This window comes from Mycobacterium sp. PO1 (assembly GCF_017312405.1).
In the GTDB taxonomy this organism is placed as follows: domain Bacteria; phylum Actinomycetota; class Actinomycetes; order Mycobacteriales; family Mycobacteriaceae; genus Mycobacterium.
This window is the reverse complement of record NZ_BLTG01000075.1, coordinates 29,805-48,980: the sequence shown is the minus strand read 5'-3', so window position 1 is coordinate 48,980 and position 19,176 is coordinate 29,805. Positions and strand designations below refer to the sequence as shown.

15 protein-coding genes are annotated in these 19,176 nt (G+C 68.7%); 9 read left to right on the top strand and 6 right to left on the bottom strand.

Annotation, left to right across the window (positions count from 1 at the left end; all coding sequences use genetic code 11):
• Positions 1–169 precede the first annotated feature (169 nt).
• Positions 170–1,693, bottom strand: a complete 1,524-nt coding sequence (locus J3476_RS22230) for a helix-turn-helix domain-containing protein (RefSeq protein ID WP_207068515.1) — start codon at positions 1,691–1,693, stop codon at positions 170–172.
• A gap of 159 nt (positions 1,694–1,852) precedes the next feature.
• On the opposite strand from J3476_RS22230, the gene J3476_RS22225 reads away from it, so the two are divergent.
• A complete protein-coding gene (locus tag J3476_RS22225) occupies positions 1,853–2,677 on the top strand; it encodes a hypothetical protein (protein WP_207068514.1) in 825 nt (274 codons plus the stop codon).
• Positions 2,678–2,734: 57 nt separating this feature from the next.
• Here the strand turns inward: J3476_RS22225 and J3476_RS22220 are convergent, their stop codons facing one another.
• Positions 2,735–3,211, bottom strand: coding sequence for a hypothetical protein (locus J3476_RS22220; protein WP_207068513.1), 477 nt, complete (start codon positions 3,209–3,211; stop codon positions 2,735–2,737).
• A gap of 432 nt (positions 3,212–3,643) precedes the next feature.
• Here J3476_RS22220 and J3476_RS22215 point away from each other — a divergent pair, with 432 nt between their 5' ends.
• Both J3476_RS22215 and J3476_RS22210 read left to right on the top strand, forming a co-directional pair.
• A complete protein-coding gene (locus J3476_RS22215; protein WP_207068512.1) occupies positions 3,644–5,659 on the top strand; it encodes an SDR family oxidoreductase in 2,016 nt (671 codons plus the stop codon).
• On the top strand, positions 5,656–6,684 hold the full coding sequence (locus tag J3476_RS22210; protein WP_286183542.1) for a nucleoside hydrolase: 1,029 nt from the start codon (positions 5,656–5,658) through the stop codon (positions 6,682–6,684). Before J3476_RS22215 ends, J3476_RS22210 begins: the two co-directional genes overlap by 4 nt.
• Here the strand turns inward: J3476_RS22210 and J3476_RS22205 are convergent.
• Positions 6,675–8,249: a DNA polymerase Y family protein gene (locus tag J3476_RS22205; RefSeq protein WP_207068511.1), complete on the bottom strand. Its 1,575-nt coding sequence runs from the start codon at positions 8,247–8,249 to the stop codon at positions 6,675–6,677. The two genes, J3476_RS22210 and J3476_RS22205, sit on opposite strands and share 10 nt — an antisense overlap.
• A gap of 1 nt (position 8,250) precedes the next feature.
• The gene (locus J3476_RS22200; RefSeq protein WP_207068510.1) at positions 8,251–8,958 is read right to left on the bottom strand and encodes a hypothetical protein; all 708 of its coding nucleotides are present in this window, start codon (positions 8,956–8,958) and stop codon (positions 8,251–8,253) included.
• Between the two features lie 176 nt (positions 8,959–9,134).
• Between J3476_RS22200 and J3476_RS22195 the strand changes: the two genes are divergently transcribed.
• The 5 genes from J3476_RS22195 to J3476_RS22175 are packed head-to-tail and all read left to right on the top strand — an operon-like array spanning position 9,135 to position 14,291.
• Positions 9,135–10,109 (top strand): alpha/beta hydrolase, encoded by a 975-nt coding sequence (locus J3476_RS22195; protein ID WP_373889106.1) that lies wholly within the window; start codon positions 9,135–9,137, stop codon positions 10,107–10,109.
• A gap of 2 nt (positions 10,110–10,111) precedes the next feature.
• Positions 10,112–10,942, top strand: a complete 831-nt coding sequence (locus tag J3476_RS22190; RefSeq protein WP_207068508.1) for an SDR family oxidoreductase — start codon at positions 10,112–10,114, stop codon at positions 10,940–10,942.
• 14 nt (positions 10,943–10,956) lie between these two features.
• Positions 10,957–11,892 (top strand): ferritin-like domain-containing protein, encoded by a 936-nt coding sequence (locus tag J3476_RS22185; RefSeq protein WP_207068507.1) that lies wholly within the window; start codon positions 10,957–10,959, stop codon positions 11,890–11,892.
• A 3-nt stretch (positions 11,893–11,895) separates the two neighbouring features.
• On the top strand, positions 11,896–13,392 hold the full coding sequence (locus tag J3476_RS22180; protein WP_207068505.1) for an NAD(P)/FAD-dependent oxidoreductase: 1,497 nt from the start codon (positions 11,896–11,898) through the stop codon (positions 13,390–13,392).
• Positions 13,393–13,403: 11 nt separating this feature from the next.
• Complete coding sequence (locus J3476_RS22175; RefSeq protein WP_207068504.1) at positions 13,404–14,291, top strand: MerR family transcriptional regulator; 888 nt, start codon at positions 13,404–13,406, stop codon at positions 14,289–14,291.
• Between the two features lie 3 nt (positions 14,292–14,294).
• On the opposite strand, the gene guaA is transcribed toward J3476_RS22175, so the two are convergent.
• Positions 14,295–15,854, bottom strand: coding sequence for a glutamine-hydrolyzing GMP synthase (gene guaA, locus J3476_RS22170; protein ID WP_207068502.1), 1,560 nt, complete (start codon positions 15,852–15,854; stop codon positions 14,295–14,297).
• Positions 15,855–16,015: 161 nt separating this feature from the next.
• On the bottom strand, positions 16,016–16,693 hold the full coding sequence (locus J3476_RS22165) for a response regulator (RefSeq protein WP_207068501.1): 678 nt from the start codon (positions 16,691–16,693) through the stop codon (positions 16,016–16,018).
• 205 nt (positions 16,694–16,898) lie between these two features.
• On the opposite strand from J3476_RS22165, the gene J3476_RS22160 reads away from it, so the two are divergent.
• On the top strand, positions 16,899–19,124 hold the full coding sequence (locus tag J3476_RS22160) for a sensor histidine kinase (protein ID WP_286183537.1): 2,226 nt from the start codon (positions 16,899–16,901) through the stop codon (positions 19,122–19,124).
• Positions 19,125–19,176 lie beyond the last annotated feature (52 nt).

Below are 19,176 nucleotides of genomic sequence, written 5' to 3'. Positions count from 1 at the left end.
CCTTATCGCGACAGTCCCGAGCGGCGCTGTCACAGCTGTTGCTTGGTTTGTGTTGGTGTTCGAGTGATGTTGGGGTCTGTACAACTGTTGCCGTCTACGAGACCCAGTTCCGCATGGTGGTCTGCGTACCATTCCATCGACGGATGCCTCCGGCCATGGTCTTTGGTGATTAGACCGCCGGCCGACGGTGGCGGCCGACGAACGCGTCCACGCTGGGGGGCATGGCCCACCAGCGAGTCCCGTAGCTCGACGTGGCGGACTGGCGGATGGCTTGTTCGTAGGTGCGGAAGAGTGCATCGGCGACCGCGGGGTCGTCGACGTCGGGCAGCAGGCGATGCCGCATTTCGGGGTCCTTCACGATCTTTTGGGCGACGGGTTTGGCGCGGTCCTCGTCGAAGGCTGCCGATGATGGGTATCCGGCGCCACGGTCGGTGCCCAGGGCTGCCACGACGATGCAGTAGGCCAAGTCGAACTCGCACAACGAGTTCAGGGCTGGGTCGGATGACGTTGCCTCCTCTGGAGGGACCGCGGTGTCGGTGAGGTCGGGGCGCATTGCGGGGTGCTCGACCATCAGCTCGCGGGCGGCCGACAGTAGGTAATCGCCGCGGGGGTCTTCGGTCAGACCGGCCCGTGAGGCGTAGACCTGTGCGGCGCGGATCCACGACGAGTAGATGTAGTCGGTTTCGTAGGAGTTGCCCGGCACGGGGCGCAGCGCCAGGGAGCGTACGGTCTCCCACTCGCCGAGTCGTACGGCCAAGCTGCCCACGACGTAGATGCGTTCGACGATCATCAGCCGCCGTTGGTTGTCGTCGGTGCTGATGCCTAGCCCTTGGTAGGACTCCACCAGCTTTCCGATCGCCTCGTCGGTGAGGTCGGGGCGTTCGAAGTACAGTGTCTGGGCGCAGAAGATCGCCCACCTGTTGAGGGCGTCGGCGTATGTGGCGAGGTCGACTGAGGCTCCGGTGGACCGCGATACGGTCCGCAGATACTGCCGTAGTCGGACGTCGTTGCCGATTTCGAGTAGTCGAGCTGCGGTGGCGGCAAACGTGGTTTCGTCCATGCCCGCGAGCAGCGGAACACCTGCGTCGCCGGCGGCGCCGTCGCGCCCGGTGAGGACCTCACGCAGCATCGAGAGCGCGGCTTCGGTGGACTGGTCACGGATCCCGCGGGTGTAGGTGGCCAACAGATCGGCCCAGTGGGCGTAACGGATGGGGACGTTCTCAGCGCCTTCGCGGACGAAGATCTCCCCCTTGCGGAACACGGTCACGTCCTTGTCGCCGGCCGAGCGGCCAGGGTGTTGTCCGTCCCTGTTGAACGGGACTGGCAGCCCGTCGGGGTTGCGGACGTAGATGACCACGATCTCGTGGTTGGCCAGTTCGTGGATTTCGACGACGACGTGTACCGCGGCTTCGACGAAGCTGCGGATCAGAGCACCTACGCGTGAGCCGTCGAAGCGCGCCCGATCGGCGATCGTGCCCACGGGCAGGCACGGAGCGCCGGCGTCGTCGACGCCTATCAGGATGTAGCCGCCCTCGGGACGGCTGGCCATGGTCACGGCGTCCTTGACGAACTTGAGCTTGTCGGCGGCGTTGGTCAGGTCCACCGACGCCTTCAAGTCAAGATGGGTCTGCTCAGGGTTGCCCAGCAGCTCCTTGAGCTTCTCCAGATTGGTGCGCCCATCGGGAACGATCATCGTGCCCGTCTCGTCCGTTGGTGACGAGCGTACGGGGGGACCGCGACAGATCCTGGCCGCATGTGGTCGGCCCCCGGGGGTGAGCACCGGTGGGTGCCGGAGCCGCGGTCGGCGCCATCGACACGACCACCGGGCCGCGCCTCTGGTACGAAATGCAGCGTGGATGATCGCACCGAGAATCTGATGGCCGACCTTCGCCGGGCCAGCCTCCGCACACCGGTCCAGAGGGCGCACGACGCCGAGATCCGAGCGAAAATTGACGCCCTCATCGCCTCCGGTGAGATCTCGGAGGACGAACTGAACCGCGGTGTTCTGCGCGCACGACTCAAGGTCTACGGACACGCGACCGAGGTGCCCGGGCACGGCCTGCTGGCCCGTTTACCAGGCTGGACCGACGGGCTCTTCACCGATTCCGAGGTGACCACCTTCGTCTTCATGAACGGCACGGTCGGCCGAGAGTGCTACGACAGGCTGGCTAGCGATGTCGGCATCGTCCACTGCTCCAAGCTGCTGTGCGATCTCAACGACTCCGGGCAACTCGACCTTGCGGACCCGACGATGAACGGCATCGTCGCTGCGGCGTGGGCATCAGGAGAACCCGGCTCCGAGTCGTGCATCGGTTACCGCGAATGGCAGAAGTTGTTCCGCCTCAACGGATTCACCTATCTCGGAGCGCCGTCCTCGAGACCGACCGAACCCGTCAGTGTCTACCGTGGCTGCACCCCCGAGCACCGGTTCGGGATGTCGTGGAGCATTGAGATGGCTGTTGCACGATCCTTCGCAACCGAGGGCATGTCGAGCCGCCCGCCCGGGGTCGTCTACGTCGCGCACGTGCACCCCGAGCATCTGCTTGCCTTCATTGAGGAAGGCCACGACGAGCACGAATGGGTTGTCGACCCGGCGGGGCTCAGTGACGCGAACGTCCGCCTCCTCGATCCGCCGGGGCCGCAGGTCGAGGAGGGCGGCGCGTCTGCGCAGCTGTGACGACGGTGACTGGGCGGTCTGGCCGTCCGGTTGCCGGGATGGGGGTGCCGTCAGGGATCAGCGCTTGGCCTTGCCGGCGGCTTCTGCCCGGTCGAGGTCGCGTTTGCGCATGCCGAAGAGCGGGTTCGGGCCGCCGGCTTCGCGCATGGGGTAGCCGGCGATGAGGGCGGCGGCGATGAGCTGGCCGTTGGTGACATAGTGGCCGATGGAGCTTTCGGCGAGATGTTTGAGTCCGTAACTGCCGCGGGTGGGTGTCTTGATCATCCCGATGTTAGCGGTGAGCCAGAGGGCCACGGTAATCACGATGGGCAACGAGCTGCGGAGGTGCGTGCGTTCCTTGTCGAACTCGTCAGCTCGTTGTTCGGCGGTGTCGTCGGGACGCCAGTAAGTGCCCATCCCGAAGCTGGTGAGTCGGGGGTATTCGTCCAGGATCTTGTCGAATGTGCTTGCAAGACGAGAGATTTCGACGTAGGACCGGCCAGTTTCGTCGGCGATGCTGCGGATCAACTGCTTCTGGGATCGGTTTGTGGTCATCGGATGCTCCTACCGCGGCGTCCCACGTCCACCCGCGGCGCCTTCTCCATGACGACGGGTTGATCGAGCGTGCGCGATTTCCGGGAAACCTTGTCCATTTCGTGCGTCGACGTGGGCGACGAGCACGTGGATCAGGCAGGCGCTGCTACCGGGGTCGAGCATACCCGGTGCACTGTTGCAGTGCAGGAAACGCGTGCCTGCGGTGCGACAGGTAGGGCGTCGTGGACGGCGGCGGGTTCTGCGTTCGCAGGTGCGGTTGTCGGCTGCGGGGGAGGCCGGTCAATACCGGTGAATCGTCGTGTTCCAATCGGCGCTCGCCATGACAAATTCGTGAGACACATGACAACCGCATGACAACTCCGCTGAGAATATGACACGCGGGTTGAGAACCTACAGTTGACCTTTGTTCGGCGACCCGTGACGATGACTCGCATGCGCTATGTCGTTACCGGCGGTACCGGGTTCATTGGCCGCCGACTGATCGCCGAAATCCTCTCGCTGCCGGGCACGGAGGCCGTGCACGTGCTGGTGCGCGCCGAGTCGCTCGGCCGCTTCGACCGCCTGGCCGTCGGGTGGGCCGACGAGCGGGTGCAGCCGTTGGTCGGCGACCTCACCGCGCCGGACCTCGGGTTGAGCGACGCCGTCATCGAGGGACTCGGTGCCATCGACCACGTGGTGCACTGCGCCGCGGTCTACGACATCACCGCCGCCGAGGACCGTCAGCGAATCGCCAACGTCGAGGGCACCCGCGCGGTGATCGAACTGGCCAGGCGCCTGGACGCGACACTGCATCACGTGTCGTCGATCGCAGTGGCCGGTACGCATCGCGGCGTGTTCACCGAGGACGACTTCGACCTCGGCCAGGATCTGCCGACGCCCTACCACCGGACCAAGTTCGACGCCGAGCGCCTGGTCCGCACCGCCGACGGGCTGCGGTACCGCATCTACCGGCCCGGGGTCGTGGTCGGCGATTCGCGCACCGGGGAGATGGACAAGGTCGACGGCCCCTACTACTTCTTCGGTGTGCTGTCCGCGCTCGCGCGGCTGCCGCGCTTCACCCCGATGATGCTGCCCGACAGCGGGCGCACCAACATCGTGCCGGTCGACTACGTGGTGTCGGCGATGACGGCGTTGATGCACCTCGACGGCCGGGACGGCCAGACCTTCCACCTGACCGCGCCGACGAAGACGGGCCTGCGCGGCATCTATCGCGGCATCGCCCCCGCGGCCGGGCTGCCGCCCTTGGTCGGGTCGCTGCCCCGGGCCGCCGCCGCACCGCTGCTCCAGGTCGGTGGTCGGGCCAAGATCCTGCGCAACATGGCCGCGACCCAGCTCGGGGTCCCCGCCGAGATCCTCGACGTCGTCGACCTGATGCCGACCTTCCGCAGCGAGCACACGGCAGAGGCGCTGCGGGGCAGCGGAATCACGGTGCCCGAGTTCGGCTCCTATGCCGGAACGCTGTGGCGGTACTGGGCGCGTCACCTGGATCCGGGCCGGGCCCGTCGCGATGATCCCGCCGGCCCGTTGGTCGGCAAGCACGTCATCATCACCGGTGCCTCCAGCGGCATCGGCCGCGCCTCGGCGGTGGCGGTCGCCGCGCGCGGTGCGACGGTGTTCGCGCTGGCGCGCAACGGAGAGGCGCTCGAGGAACTGATCGCCGAGATCCGCGCCACCGGCGGGCAGGCGTATGCGTTCAGCTGCGACGTCACCGACTCGGCAGCCGTCGACCGCACCGTCACCGACATCCTCGACCGCTTCGGCCACGTCGACTACCTGGTCAACAACGCCGGGCGGTCGATCCGCCGATCGGTGATCGCGTCGACCGACCGGCTGCACGACTACGAGCGGGTGATGGCGGTCAACTACTTCGGGCCGGTGCGCATGGTGCTGGCTCTGCTGCCGCACTGGCGGCAACGGCGGTTCGGCCACGTGGTCAACGTCTCCAGTGCCGGCGTGCAGGCCAACAGCCCGAAGTACAGCGCCTACATCCCGAGCAAAGCCGCTCTCGACGCGTTCGCCGAAGTCGTTGGCACCGAAACCCTCTCGGACCACATCACCTTCACCACCATCCACATGCCGCTGGTGAAGACGCCGATGATCGCGCCGTCCCGTAGGCTCAAGCCGATGCCCCCGATCTCCGCCGAACACGCCGCCGCGATGGTGGTCCGAGGGTTGGTGGACAAGCCGGCGCGCATCGACACCCCGGTCGGCACGCTGGCCGATGTCGGCATGTACTTCACCCCGAGGCTGTCGCGTCGCGTGCTGCATCAGCTCTATCTGGGTTACCCCGATTCCGCGGCAGCGCGCGGCGTGGTCGAGAACCGTCCCGCCCCGGCGCAACGGCCCGCTTCCCGCCGGCCCCGCCGGCGGGTGAGCCCGGTGCCCGCGGTGCGGGTACCGCGTCCGGTCAAGCAGGCGGTACGGCTGGTGCCCGGCGTCCACTGGTGAGTGCCGTGCCGGTCGGGCCGACCCATCCTGTCTTCGTCGACGTGGACACCGGCGTCGACGACGCCATGGCCCTGGCCTACCTGTTCGCCAGCCCGGAGGCCGACCTGGTCGGTATCGCCTCCACGGCGGGAAACGTCGGCGTGCACGAGGTGTGCCGCAACAACCTGGCGCTGCTGCAATTGTGTGGGATCACCGGGGTCCCGGTGTCCACGGGATCCGAGATCCCGTTGTCGGCGCCGCTGCGCACCGCGGAGGACACGCACGGACCGCAGGGGCTCGGTTATGCCGAGTTACCCGAGCCGACCGCTACCCCCACGTCCTACGATGCCGCCGAGGCGTGGGTGCGCGCGGCCCACGCCCATCCCGGCGAACTGATCGGGATCGCCACCGGCCCGTTGACCAACCTGGCGCTGGCCCTGCGCGCCGAGCCGGCTCTGCCGCAGCTACTGCGCCGGCTGGTGATCATGGGCGGGTCCTTCGACTACCGCGGCAACACCACCCCGGTGGCGGAGTGGAACACCAGCGTCGACCCCGAGGCGACACAGCAGGTCTATGCGGCCTGGCGGGAAGGACAACCGCCGGTCGTGTTGGGGCTCAACCTGACCGAGAACGTCGTCATGACGCCCGCGCTGCTGGATCGGCTCGCGCGGGAGGCCGAAGCCGCCGACATCCGACAGCGACCGAACCCGCTGATCCGGGTGCTGTCGGACGCGATGCGGTTCTACTTCGAGTTCCACGAGAGCCAGGGCGAGGGCTATCTGGCCCACCTGCACGACCCGGTGGCCGCCGCCGTGGCGCTGGACCCCGAGCTGGTGACCTGCCGCCCGGCGGCAGTGGACGTCGAGCTGACCGGCACCCTGACCCGGGGGATGACCATCGCCGACTGGAGTGGTCACTGGGGTCGAGAACCCCACGCGCTCATCGGAGTCGACGTCGACCCTGCCGCGTTCTTCGACCGGTTCATCGCCCGGGTGGCCGCGTTCGCCAGGCAACTGGGCCACCCCGGTCCGTCAGTTCATTCATAGGCCCCCTCGAGGTACCACCGCCGCTGCCGGTAGCACAGCAGCAGCGCGCGAGCGGTTCCGCCGCTACCCACCAGGACCTGAGCCCGCGCCGCTCGTCCGCTGCGCGCCTCCGCGGCGGCATCCCACCATCGTTCGTCGACCGGCCACGGGCCCGCCCACCAGGACAGCCTTCCGGTGCACCCGGGGGCCTCCAACCGGACCGGGTCGGCGGTGAACAGCCCCCGCGCGGTGACCCGCACCGGATTGCCGTCGACATCGAGCACCTCGACCGGATCGTCGAGAAGCACGGTCGGCGACGGTTCGGGCAGTTGGCCCGGCCACGGCTGGTCGGGGTTCGCCGCGGGGACCGGTTCGTCCCCGAGCGCGATGAAGGTGATCCGTTCCATGGGGCTGCGCCCGCCGCTGAGTATCGGAACCTTGACGGCGTCAGGGCCCAGCAATCCCTGCACCCGGACCAGGGCCCGCCGCGCCCGCAGCCGGTCCTCCTCCCCGAGCCCGCCCCACAACGGCAACTGCAACGCCTCGGCCGATACCACCTCGACCGGCCGCAACCGCAGCACACTGATCGGTGCGCAGGGCCGGTCCTGCTGATGCCTGCGGTTGAGCCACCCGTCCAGTTGCCAGCGCACCCGGTCGGCGGTGGCATCCTCGGTCAACGGCTCGGCGCATCGCCAGACACGTTCCAGCTCTTGACCGTTGGTGGTCTCGGCGTGGATGGCCAACCGGGTGCATCCGACCCCGGCGGCGAGCAGGCTGCGGTGCAGCACGCTGGCCAGGGACCGGCCCGCGAACGCGGCCGCGTCCACCCGGTCGATCGGCGGGTCGCAGTTCATCACCGCGTCGAGTTCGTCCTCGGCGTCCCGCCCCGACGGCGGCCGGCCCGGCTCGCCACAGGCGATGCGGTGCGCGGTGACCGCGTCGGCGCCGAACCGCGACGCCACGTCACCGCGTGGCAGCTCGGCGAACTGTCCGACCGTGCGGATGCCCATTCGCCACAGCAGATCTGTCAGGTTCTCCCGGTCGGCGGGAGCCAGGCTGGGCTCGGCGGCCAGCTGCCGGATGGACAGTCCGGACAGGAACACCGCGTCCTGACCCGGTTCGACGATCCGGCCGGGACGGGCCGCGAAGACCGCCGTCGGCAACTGGTCGGCGATCCCGACCTGGCATTCGGCTCCGGCGGCGGCCACGGCGTCGACCAGTTTCTCGGCGGCGGCCTGCTCGGACCCGAAGTAACGGGCGGCTCCGCGCACCGGCAGGACCGACAGTCCCGGCCGCAGCACCTCGGCACGCGGGACCAACTCGTCGACCGCGGCCGTGACGCGTTCGAAATGGCGGGCGTCGCGGGCGGGATCGGCGGCGACGACATGCAACTCGGGACAGCGCGCCTGCGCTTCGCGGCGCCGCAGACCTCGCCGGACGCCGACCGCCCGCGCCGCCGCCGAGCACGCGACAACCCGGTTGGCCAGTGTGACCGCGATCGGCATGGTCGGCGCCACGCCGATCGTGGCGGCGGCGGCGACGGCCGGCCAGTCCATGCACCAGAGCGCCAAGACCCTGGAACTCATCTCATCCGCCGACCGCCTGGACCGGACGCACGGAGCGGCCGCGAGCGCGCATGGCCAGCCGCACCCGGCTGATCCGGCCACATCCGGGGGTGGGGACCCCGTCTCGTCCGCCGGCGATCTCGTAGCCGCTGACCCGGGCCTCCAGCCGGGTCGAGGCGCCCTGCCAGTCCCCGTCGGCCACCAACAGGGTGCAACCGCGTTGGCGGGCCCGCGCGACCAGCGCACGCGCCCGGCTCGCCGGCACCGACCGCCCGCCCAGGCCGAGGACCACCAGATCCATCCCGTCCAGCAGGACCGCGGCCACCTCCACCGGGTCGCTGCCCGGATGCGGGACCATCGCGATCCGGCTCAGGTCCGCACCCATCTCCACCGCGGCCAGCAGCCCGAGATCGGGCCGCCCGACGACAGCGACGTGTCCACCCTCGGCCGTCACGGCCGCCACGAGGCTCACTTCCAGCGATCTGGCGCCCGACACCACCGCCACCGTCCCGCGGGGCAACGAACCGGGGAGTAGTTCGGCCAGCGATTCCGGCATCGGCAGCAAAGAATCATGGTCGATCGGGAGACCGGTTTCGGCCGCCACGGCACGCCGGTTGCCACCGACCTTCCCCGCACCCTTGGCCGACATCGAGGCGATCCGGCGTCGCAGCTGTTCTACCTGTTCAGCACGGCTTTCCGGAGATCGGTCCAGGCTTCTTGCCGTTGTCACAGCAGCACCTTCCTCCTCATCCGGATCATCCGACTCAGGCGTGTTGTTCGAAAGTTTGTTCGATATCGCCAGTAAACACCGGCCCACCGACAACCGTCAACCAAAGCGGGATGCGATCAGTGCCATCCAAAAATAGTGACATTGACAACTGTCATCATTCGGAGTTGTATCCCCCCATGCCGACTCGAGGTTCCCTGCGCTCCCGCACCGCGGCGGCGGTCAGCAGCATGACCCTGCGGGAGATCAGCAGGGTGCTCCCAGCCGAGCAAGCCTGGGGACTGTGGACCTCCCGCCAGATCGTCGCCCGCATCATGGACACCTGCGGACCCGGCCTGACCGGCACCACGGTGACCCCGGTCGACACCGTCGACGCCCACGGCGGCCGCGTCGTCGGTGAATGGGTGTACGGCGCCGGGGTATGGCAGGCCGACACATTCGACCGCGGCGCCATCTACTTCGTGCACGGCAGCGGTTACGCCCTGTGCTCACCGCGCACCCACCGCCGACTCACCGCCTGGCTGTCAAGGCTGACCGGACTTCCTGTCTTCAGCATCGACTACCGACTGGCCCCCCGGCACCGGTTCCCCACTGCCGCAGAGGATGTCCACCGCGGCTGGCACTGGATGACCACCCAGCACGGGGTGGCGCCCGAGCAGGTCGTGGTCGCCGGTGACTCCGCCGGCGGACACCTGTCGGTCGATCTGCTCCTGCAATCCGACGTCGCCCATCCCGCCGCACTGGTCCTGCTCTCCCCGCTGGTGGATCTGACGTTCGCACTGGCACGCACCGCCGAACAGCACCGTCGCGACCCGGCCATCCGCGCCCGCGACGCCGCCCGGCTCGTCGAGTTGTACTGCACCGGAATCGATCCCGCCCACCCGCGGTTGATGCTCGACGTCGCCGGTGGCCGCGTTCTGCCGCCCACCCTGATCCAGGCCGGTGGCGCCGAGATGCTCTCGGCCGACGCCGTCGCACTCGCCGACGACCTGAGGGCCGCAGGCGGTCGGTGCGATCTGCAGATCTGGCCCGACCAGGTCCACGTCTTCCAGGCGCTGCCCCGCTTGTCCCCCGAGGCGGCACCGGCGATGCGGGAGATCGCCGCGTTCGTCACCGGGGCCCTGGCCGGCGACCGCATCGGACAGGTGGGCTGACCATGCTCTTCTTCGGGTCGTCCCGCCGCCGCAGCCACCGCGCCGACGCGGTGATCACCGGCGCCGGAAGCGGGATCGGAGCGGCCTTCGCCACCGAACTGGCGCGTCGCGACGGCCGAGTGGTGTGCAGCGACATCGATCTCGACGCCGCGCAACGCACCGCGGCCGCCATCACCGACCGGGGCGGGCAGGCGATCGCGCAGCAGTGCGATGTCACCGATGTCGACGCGGTGTACCGGCTGGCTCAGCAGGCGCAGTCATGGTTCGACGGTCCGCCGACGCTCGTGATCAACAATGCCGGTGTCGGCGCCGGCGGTAGCCCCATCGGTGAGACCGACCTGCGGGACTGGACCTGGGTGCTGAACATCAACCTGTGGGGGCCGATCCACGGCTGTCACGTGTTCACGCCGCTGCTGCGGGAGGCCGGATACGGCGGCATCATCAACGTCGCCTCCGCCGCAGCGTTCGGTGCCCTGCCGGGCATGGCCGCCTACAACGTCAGCAAGGCCGGCACGTTGTCGCTGTCGGAGACACTGGCCGCCGAACTCGCCGGCACCGGTATCCACGTCACGGCACTGTGTCCGACCTTCGTCAAGACCAACATCGTCGGGGCAGGACGGATCTCGGATCGCTCGACCCAACTCGCCGACCAGCTGATGCGGTGGACTGGTTTCTCCGCCGACCGGGTCGCCCGCATGTGTCTGGACACCAACGACCGCGGCGGCCTGTACTGCATGCCCCAACCCGACTCCCGGATCTTCTGGGGCGTCAAACGATTCACCCCGACGGTGTACACCCGCGCCGTCGGCGTCACCACCCGCATCACCACCTAGAGAGGGCCGTGGCCATGAAATCAAGAATCGACATGGATGCCATGCTGGCCAAGATCAAGGACCGCCAGTGGGCACTGGCCGACATCGACTGGGACGCACCCGGCGCCGAGCTGATCACCGACGAGCAGCGGCCCAAGCTCAAGGCGTTCATGGCCGACCTGTGCTGGATCGAGAACATCGGTGCGCGCGGTTTCGCCGCGCTGGCCAAGAAGGCACCCACCCCCACCATCGCCGAGATCTACCGCTACTTCCACGCCGAAGAGCAACGCCACGCCAATGCCGAACTGGCGCTGATGAAACGGTGGGGCATGCTCGACGACGGATGTGACGGAGAGCCCCCAGAGCCAAATGTCAACATCCGCCTCGCGATGGACTGGCTGGACACCTACGCCGACGACATGTCGCTGTCGATCCTGGGCACGGTGATTCCGATGCTCGAGGTGGCCCTGGACGGTGCACTGCTGAAATTCCTGCTCGAAGAGGTCGACGACCCCGTCTGTCACCGGGTGTTCGAGAAGATCAACAACGACGAATCCCGGCACATCACCGTCGATTTCGAGGTGTTGAACATGATCGGCCACGCCGATGTGCGACGGCTGGCCATCGAATTCGTCGGCAGCGTCGCCACCCCGGGGCTCATCATCGGCGCGGTGATGTACATCCCGCTGCTCAACCGGATCCGCAACGAGATCGTCGGCATGGGCCTGGAGCCCGAACGGCTCTACAACGCGGTCAAGCGGTTCCGCACCCTCGGCGAACGCGGTGAGCACACCCATCGGGTGCCCACCTATCGGGTGCTGCGCAAGCACGCCTCGATGGTCGTCAACCCGCGCCACCCCTACCACCTGCTGGCCAACTCGATGGTGTGGGCCTCCGACCGCTACCCGAAGGCGCTGCTGCGACCAATACCCAGCTGGTTCAAGGAGCTGACCCACGAGCCGGCGGCCTGACCGATGCCTTCTGCCAAGCACATTCACGACACCCTGATCATCGGCGCCGGGTTCACCGGGCTGGGCACCGCCATCAAGCTGCGCGAGGCCGGCGTCGATGACATCGTCATCGTCGAGCGCAGCGACCGTGTCGGCGGCACGTGGCGGGACAACACCTACCCCGGCATCGCCTGCGACATCCCGTCGCTGCTGTACTCGCTGTCGTTCGTCAAGAACCCCGCCTGGTCCCGGGCCTACCCGTCGGGGGCCGAGATCTGCGCCCACATCGAAGAGCTGACCGACCAGTTCGGGCTGCGGCCGCTGATCCGGTTCGGCACCGAGATCACCGGCCTGAGCTTCGACGAGGCGGCCGGCGTGTGGACGGCGAAAACCGGGACCCGCACCACGTTCCACGCCCGGACCGTCGTCATGGCATCCGGCCCGTTGGCCGATCACAAGTTCCCCGACATCCGCGGCCTGGACACCTACCGGGGCACGAAGATCCACAGCGCGGCGTGGGACCACGATTACGACTTCAGCGGCAAGCGCGTCGGCGTGATCGGGACCGGGGCCAGCGCCGTGCAGATCGTGCCCGAGCTCGTCGAAACCGCGGGATTCGTCAAGGTGTTCCAGCGCACCCCGGGCTGGGTGCTGCCGCGGGTGGATCCCCCGATGCCGGCCGCCGTCCAGACCCTGTTCGCCAAGGTGCCCGCGGCGCAGGAACTCGCCCGGCAGGCGCTCTACTGGGGACACGAGGCCAGCGCCGCCGCCCTGGTGTGGAACACCCCGCTCAGCGGTCTCGTCGCGCGACTGGGCAAGGCGCATCTGCGCCGCGCCGTCGACGACCCCTGGCTGCGGCGCCAGCTCACCCCCGACTTCACCCCTGGCTGCAAACGGATGTTGGTCTCCAGCGATTACTACCCGGCTTTGCAGCGCGACAACTGCAAGCTGATCGACTGGCCCATCGCGACACTCAGCCCGCCCGGGATCCGCACCAGCGACGGCGTCGAACACCACCTGGACGCCATCGTGTTCGCCACGGGTTACGACGTGCACCTGTCCGGCCCGCCGTTTCCGGTGACCGGGCTCGGCGGCCGGTCACTACAGCAGGAATGGCGCGACCACGCCGAGGCCTACAAGAGTGCCAGCGCACACGGCTACCCGAACCTGTTCTTCATGACCGGGCCGAACTCCGGGCCGGGGCACAACTCGCTGCTCGTCTACGTCGAAGGGCAGATCGAGTACGCGGTCACCGGGATCACCACGATCCTGCGGCAGAACCTGCGTTACCTGGACGTGCGTGCCGACGTGCAGCGGCGCTACAACGACCGGTTGCAGCGCCGGCTGGCCAAGACCACGTGGATGTCGGGATGCACGAGCTGGTACCTGACCCCCGACGGGTTCAACGCCTCGATGTACCCCGGACTGGCCACGCAGTATCGTCGACAGATGCGAGCCTTCCGATTCTCCGACTACGAGGCCGTGGACGCACGTCCGCGGGCCCTCACGTCGTCGGCCTGACATCGCCTGACATGTCGTCGGCACCCGATTCCCCCCGCCCCACCGGGCCGATCCCGAGCATCCTGCGCCGGATCCGGCGCGGCTCCCGGGACGTGATCGAATCCGCGGTGTCGCAGCTGTTCGACGCGGCGGTGCAGCCCCACGGGGTGGCGGCCTCGGGTGAGTACCGGATCGACGACCTCGCCCGGCTGGCCGGCACCACCACCCGCAACATCCGGGTGTACCGCGACCGGGGTCTGCTGCATCCGCCGCTGCGAGTCGGACGCATCGCGCTGTTCAACGACACCCACCTGACCCGGTTGCGGATGATCACCTCGCTGCTCGACCGCGGGTACAACATCGCCCACGTCAACGAAATGCTCTCGGCGTGGGAGCAGGGCAAGGACGTGGGCGACATGCTCGGGCTGGAATCGGCGATCGCGGGCACCTGGGCCGCCGAGAAGCCCGAACGCATATCCGTCGCCGAGGCCAGGCGACTGGTCGACGACGACGCCGGCTTCGACCGGATGGTCGGCCTGGGCGTGATCAAGCTGGAGGACGACGGCCACGACGCCACCATCGTGCGACCCAAGCTGATCGAGGCGTTCACCGAGATCCGCCAGTACGGCGTCAGCACCGACAAACTGATCGACCTGCACGAACAGATCGCCCCGCTGGTCGACCAGATCAGCGCCATCCTGGTGACCGCGGGTGTCGAACACATCGGGGACCGGCTCAACCCTGGCACCGCCCTGCCGCCCGACACCGAGGTCGCCGAGATGATCACGATGCTGGTGCGGTTCCGCACGCAGGCGGTGTCAGCGGTGACGGCGACGCTGGCTCATTCGATCGAGACCGCCGTCGAATCGGTCATCGCGGGCATCCTCGCCCAGGCCGTCGAGCACACCCCCGACACGTAGGCGCTACTCCCACTCGATGGTGCCCGGCGGCTTGCTGGTGATGTCGAGCACCACCCGGTTGACCTCGCGGACCTCGTTGGTGATCCGGGTCGAGATGCGCTCCAGCACCTCGTAGGGCACCCGGGTCCAGTCCGCGGTCATCGCGTCCTCGCTGGACACCGGCCGCAGCACGATCGGGTGACCGTAGGTGCGGCCGTCACCCTGCACGCCGACCGAGCGGACATCGCCGAGCAGCACCACCGGGCACTGCCAGATCTGGCGATCCAGGCCGGCCGACGTCAGCTCCTCGCGGGCGATGGCGTCGGCGCGGCGCAACGTGTCCAGGCGCTCGGCCGTCACCTCGCCGACGATGCGGATGCCCAGGCCGGGACCCGGGAACGGTTGCCGCGCAACGATGTCCTCGGGCAGCCCCAGCTCGCGGCCGACGGCGCGCACCTCGTCCTTGAACAACAGCCGCAGCGGTTCGACCAACGTGAACTTCAGGTCACCGGGCAGACCACCGACGTTGTGGTGGCTCTTGATGTTCGCGGTTCCCGATCCGCCGCCGGACTCCACCACGTCGGGATACAACGTGCCCTGCACGAGGAACTCGATCTCACCGTCCGCGGCACCCAGCGCATCACGCACCGCACCCTCGAACGCGCGGATGAACTCGCGGCCGATGATCTTGCGCTTGCCCTCCGGGTTCAGCACGCCGGTCAACGCCTCGAGGAAGCGGTCGGCGACGTCCACGGTCACCAGGTTGGCGCCCGTCGCCGCGACGAAGTCACGCTGCACCTGCGCCCGCTCGCCCGAACGAAGCAGGCCGTGATCGACGAACACACAGGTCAACCGGTCCCCGATGGCCCGCTGCACGAGCGCGGCCGCCACCGCGGAGTCGACGCCACCGGACAGGCCGCAGATCGCCCGACCGTCACCGATCTGTGCCCGCACCTGCTCGACCAACGCGTCGGCGATGTTGGCCGGTGTCCACACCGCGTCGATGCCGGCGAACTCGTGCAGGAAGCGGCTGAGCACCTGTTGACCGTGCGGGCTGTGCATGACCTCGGGGTGGTACTGCACACCGGCGAAGCCCCGCGCCCGGTCCTCGAACGCCGCCACGGGTGCCCCAGCGCTGGTGGCCACCACGTCGAACCCGGCCGGTGCTGCGGTGACGGCGTCACCGTGGCTCATCCACACCGGCTGGGTTTCCGGCAGATCGGAATGCAGTTGACCGCCAGTCACTTTCAGGTCGGTGCGACCGTACTCACTGGTGCCGGTGTGCGCCACGGTGCCACCGAGGGCCTGGGCCATGGCCTGGAAGCCGTAGCAGATGCCGAACACCGGCACGTCGAGGTCGAAGAGCTTGGGGTCCAGCTGCGGGGCACCTTCGGCGTAGACACTGGCCGGTCCGCCGGACAGCACCACGGCGCGCGGGTCCCGGGCCTTGATCTCCTCGACGCTGGCGGTGTGCGGGATGACCTCCGAGTACACCCGCGCCTCCCGGACGCGACGAGCGATCAGCTGTGCGTACTGCGCGCCGAAGTCGACGACCAACACGGGGCGGGGGGCTGCTGACTCCACCCGGTCAGCTTAGTGGGCAGGGTGTCCACCACGGCGATCGCCGGCGCGCCGACCGTCCCCCCGATGCAGTCGGCGCCACCGGCGATCCCCCCTCGCTCATGAGCACGCCCACGCTATCCCGCGTGGGCTGGGCGGGTCTGTCACCCGAACGACCGAAATCGCTACAGATCCTTCAGGCTCAAGATGCCGTCCTCGATCGCACGCGCCAACAACGCCGACTTCGTCGACGCCGGCCGGCCCGCCGCGGCGTACTTGGCCCGCGCCCGCTGCAGGTGCGTACGAACCGTGGTCGGGGCGATGAACAACCTCTTGGCGACCAGATCCTTGCTCTCGGTCTGAAACCAGGCGATGAGCACCTGCTTCTCCCGCTCGGAGAGCTTGATCCTGCCGACGGTGCCGTCGTTGAGCATCGCCTTGCCCATCCGCGGCCCGACATACGGCGTCGCGGTGTGCGCGGAATGGATCGCCTCGATGAGGTGGCGTTTGCCCTCGGACTTCACCAGATAGGTGACCGCGCCCAACTCCAGGCAGCGCAGGATCACCTCGTCGGTGTTGATGTGTGAGTAGATGATGACGCGCTGCTCACCGTCGGCGAGTCGGCGCAGCGTGTCGAAGTCGGGCCGGTGGCCCTCGATCTGCAGGTCCAGCAGCACCACGTCGATGTCGCGGGCCGGCTCGGTGTAGGCGGCGAAGTACTCGGCCGGCTGCAGAAAACTCGCCGCGAGTTCGATCGGCGGCTCCGCCTCCCCACACCACGCCTGTATCCCCGCGTGCACGACGTCGTGATCATCGATGATCGCGATCCGCACCGGCGTCCGCGCGTCCCCCTCGCGGGCCATCCCCCGTCACACCCCCCGACTGAACACAGAATAAAATCTGTTTGCCCCTGCCCGGTATTTAATCCCAGGCCACCGACGCGACGCGACAGGAACGCGCCGGAAGTTAGCGAGATACCCGCTCGAGAACAGTCCACGCAGCGAATTGATACGTTCGACCGACCTGCTGGCTTGGCTGGGGAGGGCCGTGGCGACAATGGGTGAACGCATGGGGGATCGCATGGCCGGACACGGTGGCGACCGCATGGGCGAGGCGTCCCGCCGTGAACTCATGACGCGCGCTGCCACCGTCGGCCTGCTCATGCGTCACACCGTCAACTCGATCGCGGTGCTCGTCGCCCTCGCCGACCCGGCATCCCTCGCGCACCCCGCCGGCAAGGCCCTACTCGTGCTCCTCGCCGCCTGGTCGGTGTACCGGCTGGGTACCCGCTCGCATCGGCCCGCCCTGCTGGCGGTGGACTACCTGCTCGTCCTCGCGGTCTGCCTGGCCATCCCCGCGCTGGTGCCCGAGCCGGACTTCTTCGTCGGCAACACCGCACCCCAGGCGATTGCCGGCACGGCGGTGGTCAGCATCTCGGTCTCGGTGCCGATGCGGGCCAGCATCCCGATGACCCTCGGCATCGCGGCTGCCTACGCTTTCGGCGCCTCCGGAGCGGTCGGTTGGGAGAACGTCGCGTCGGTCACCGCGATCTACTACTTCGCCGTCCAATGCACCACCGCGTCGGTCATCCGGCTGATGCTGCTGCGCGTGGCCGACGCCGTCGACCGGGCCCGCCGCCAACGCCACGACGCCGAAGTCACCCGGCGCGTCAGCGACGCGCTGCGCCACTACGAGCACGAACAGCTTGCCCTGCTGCACGACACCGCGGCGTCGACACTGCTCGTCGTCGGTCAGGGCACCGCCGTCGACGCCGAACGCCTGGCCGCCCAGGCGCGCCGCGACCTCGACCTCTTGCACAACGGGGCCTGGGTCGCCCCTCCGCCGCGAATCGACCTGGTGTCGGCGCTGCGGCAGTGCGCCGCCCACCTGCGCACGCCCGTGCGCTTCGCCGGTCGGGAGGACCTGTGGATGCCGGGCGAGTCAGCCCAGCCCGTCATCGCCGCCGCGCGAGAGGTGATGACCAATGCCGACCGCCACGCGCGCGCCGACGCGCTCGATGTCACCGTCACCGACCACGCCGTGCTGCTCACCGACGACGGGGTGGGGTTCGACCCCGCCCAGCCCCGCCGGGGACACGGACTGGACGACTCCATCGTGGGCCGGATGCGCCGCGCGGGCGGTCACGCCCGCATCGAATCCACCCCCGGGGCCGGAACCAGGATCGAGTTACGTTGGGCCCCAGCGGAATCACCCGTGACAGCACCGGATCCCGACGGTCTGGTCGATCGCACCCGGACCAGGTATGCGCTGGCGCTCATCGGGTACGCGCTGGCGAACCTCGCGATCTCGGTGCCGCCCGCGGTCGCGGTCGCGACCCACCCCGATCTGCAGACGGCGCTGGGGATCCTCGCCGCCTGCGCCGGACTCGCCGCGCTACCGGGAATCCTGGGAAATCGCTGGGGTTACGCACGGCCGGCTGCGGCGTGCTTGCTGTTCGTCGCGGTGGCGCAGCCGATGCTGCTTCCGCCGGAGCTGCTGCTGGGCTACGCACACTGGGCGCAGAATGCGATCGGCTGGTGCCTTCTGCCGCTGGCGCTGACATTGCCCACCCGGGCCGGAGTCGCCGTCCTCGCCGGCTACTGGCTCGTGGGCAGCGCGGTCACGCTGACGCGGGCCCCCACCGCGGAGACGCTGGTCAACATCGGACTGGGCACGGCCAGCATCCTCGCGGTGCAGTTGTTCGCCCTGATCTTCAACGGGCTGATGCGCGATGCCGCTCTCGACATCGCCGGAGAGACACAGGAACACCAGCGACTCGTCACCCGCGACCGCGTCACCACCGCGCTGCGGGACGAATACCACCGCCGCTACGCCACGATCGTCGACAACGTGGTGCCGCTGTTGAGCACGCTGGCCCGCGGCGCGGGCGTGGATACCGACATCCAATCCCGAGCGCGGGCGGAATGCCGGCGCCTACGCGCGCTGTTCGATCAGGCCGCAACCTTCGACCATGTTCTGATGCAGCGGATCAGGCTGGTGATCGACACAGCCGAGGTCCGCGGAGTCGACGTGGTCACCGACGTCACCGGTGTGTTGCCGGAACTCGACGGCGCCCACCTCGATGCCCTGCTCACACCGGTCGCGCAGGTGTTGTCACACGCAGTGAGCGATGCCCGACTGGTGGTCACCGCCGTTGAGGACAACGTGGAGATCAGCATCGTCGTCGACACCGCTGCGGAACTGCGTTCGCTGCCAGAGGAGCTGAGCTGTGCCGATGTGGTGGCATCCGCCGGCGCACTCTGGTGCCTGATCCGGCTATCGTCGAGCCGATGAGCGCGCGGTTCGAGGAACTGGGTTGGCAGCAGACGCCGATGGGTGTGCTCAG

Bases quoted from the DNA above. Each gene is read 5' to 3' on its own strand.
- J3476_RS22230 (WP_207068515.1), bottom strand. From the start codon at position 1,693: ATGATCGTTCCCGATGGGCGCACCAATCTGGAGAAGCTCAAGGAGCTG.
- J3476_RS22220 (WP_207068513.1), bottom strand. From the start codon at position 3,211: ATGACCACAAACCGATCCCAGAAGCAGTTGATCCGCAGCATCGCCGAC.
- J3476_RS22215 (WP_207068512.1), top strand. From the start codon at position 3,644: ATGCGCTATGTCGTTACCGGCGGTACCGGGTTCATTGGCCGCCGACTG.
- J3476_RS22205 (WP_207068511.1), bottom strand. From the start codon at position 8,249: ATGAGTTCCAGGGTCTTGGCGCTCTGGTGCATGGACTGGCCGGCCGTC.
- J3476_RS22195 (WP_373889106.1), top strand. From the start codon at position 9,135: ATGCCGACTCGAGGTTCCCTGCGCTCCCGCACCGCGGCGGCGGTCAGC.
- J3476_RS22190 (WP_207068508.1), top strand. From the start codon at position 10,112: ATGCTCTTCTTCGGGTCGTCCCGCCGCCGCAGCCACCGCGCCGACGCG.
- J3476_RS22185 (WP_207068507.1), top strand. From the start codon at position 10,957: ATGAAATCAAGAATCGACATGGATGCCATGCTGGCCAAGATCAAGGAC.
- J3476_RS22180 (WP_207068505.1), top strand. From the start codon at position 11,896: ATGCCTTCTGCCAAGCACATTCACGACACCCTGATCATCGGCGCCGGG.
- J3476_RS22175 (WP_207068504.1), top strand. From the start codon at position 13,404: ATGTCGTCGGCACCCGATTCCCCCCGCCCCACCGGGCCGATCCCGAGC.
- J3476_RS22165 (WP_207068501.1), bottom strand. From the start codon at position 16,693: ATGGCCCGCGAGGGGGACGCGCGGACGCCGGTGCGGATCGCGATCATC.
- J3476_RS22160 (WP_286183537.1), top strand. From the start codon at position 16,899: ATGGGGGATCGCATGGCCGGACACGGTGGCGACCGCATGGGCGAGGCG.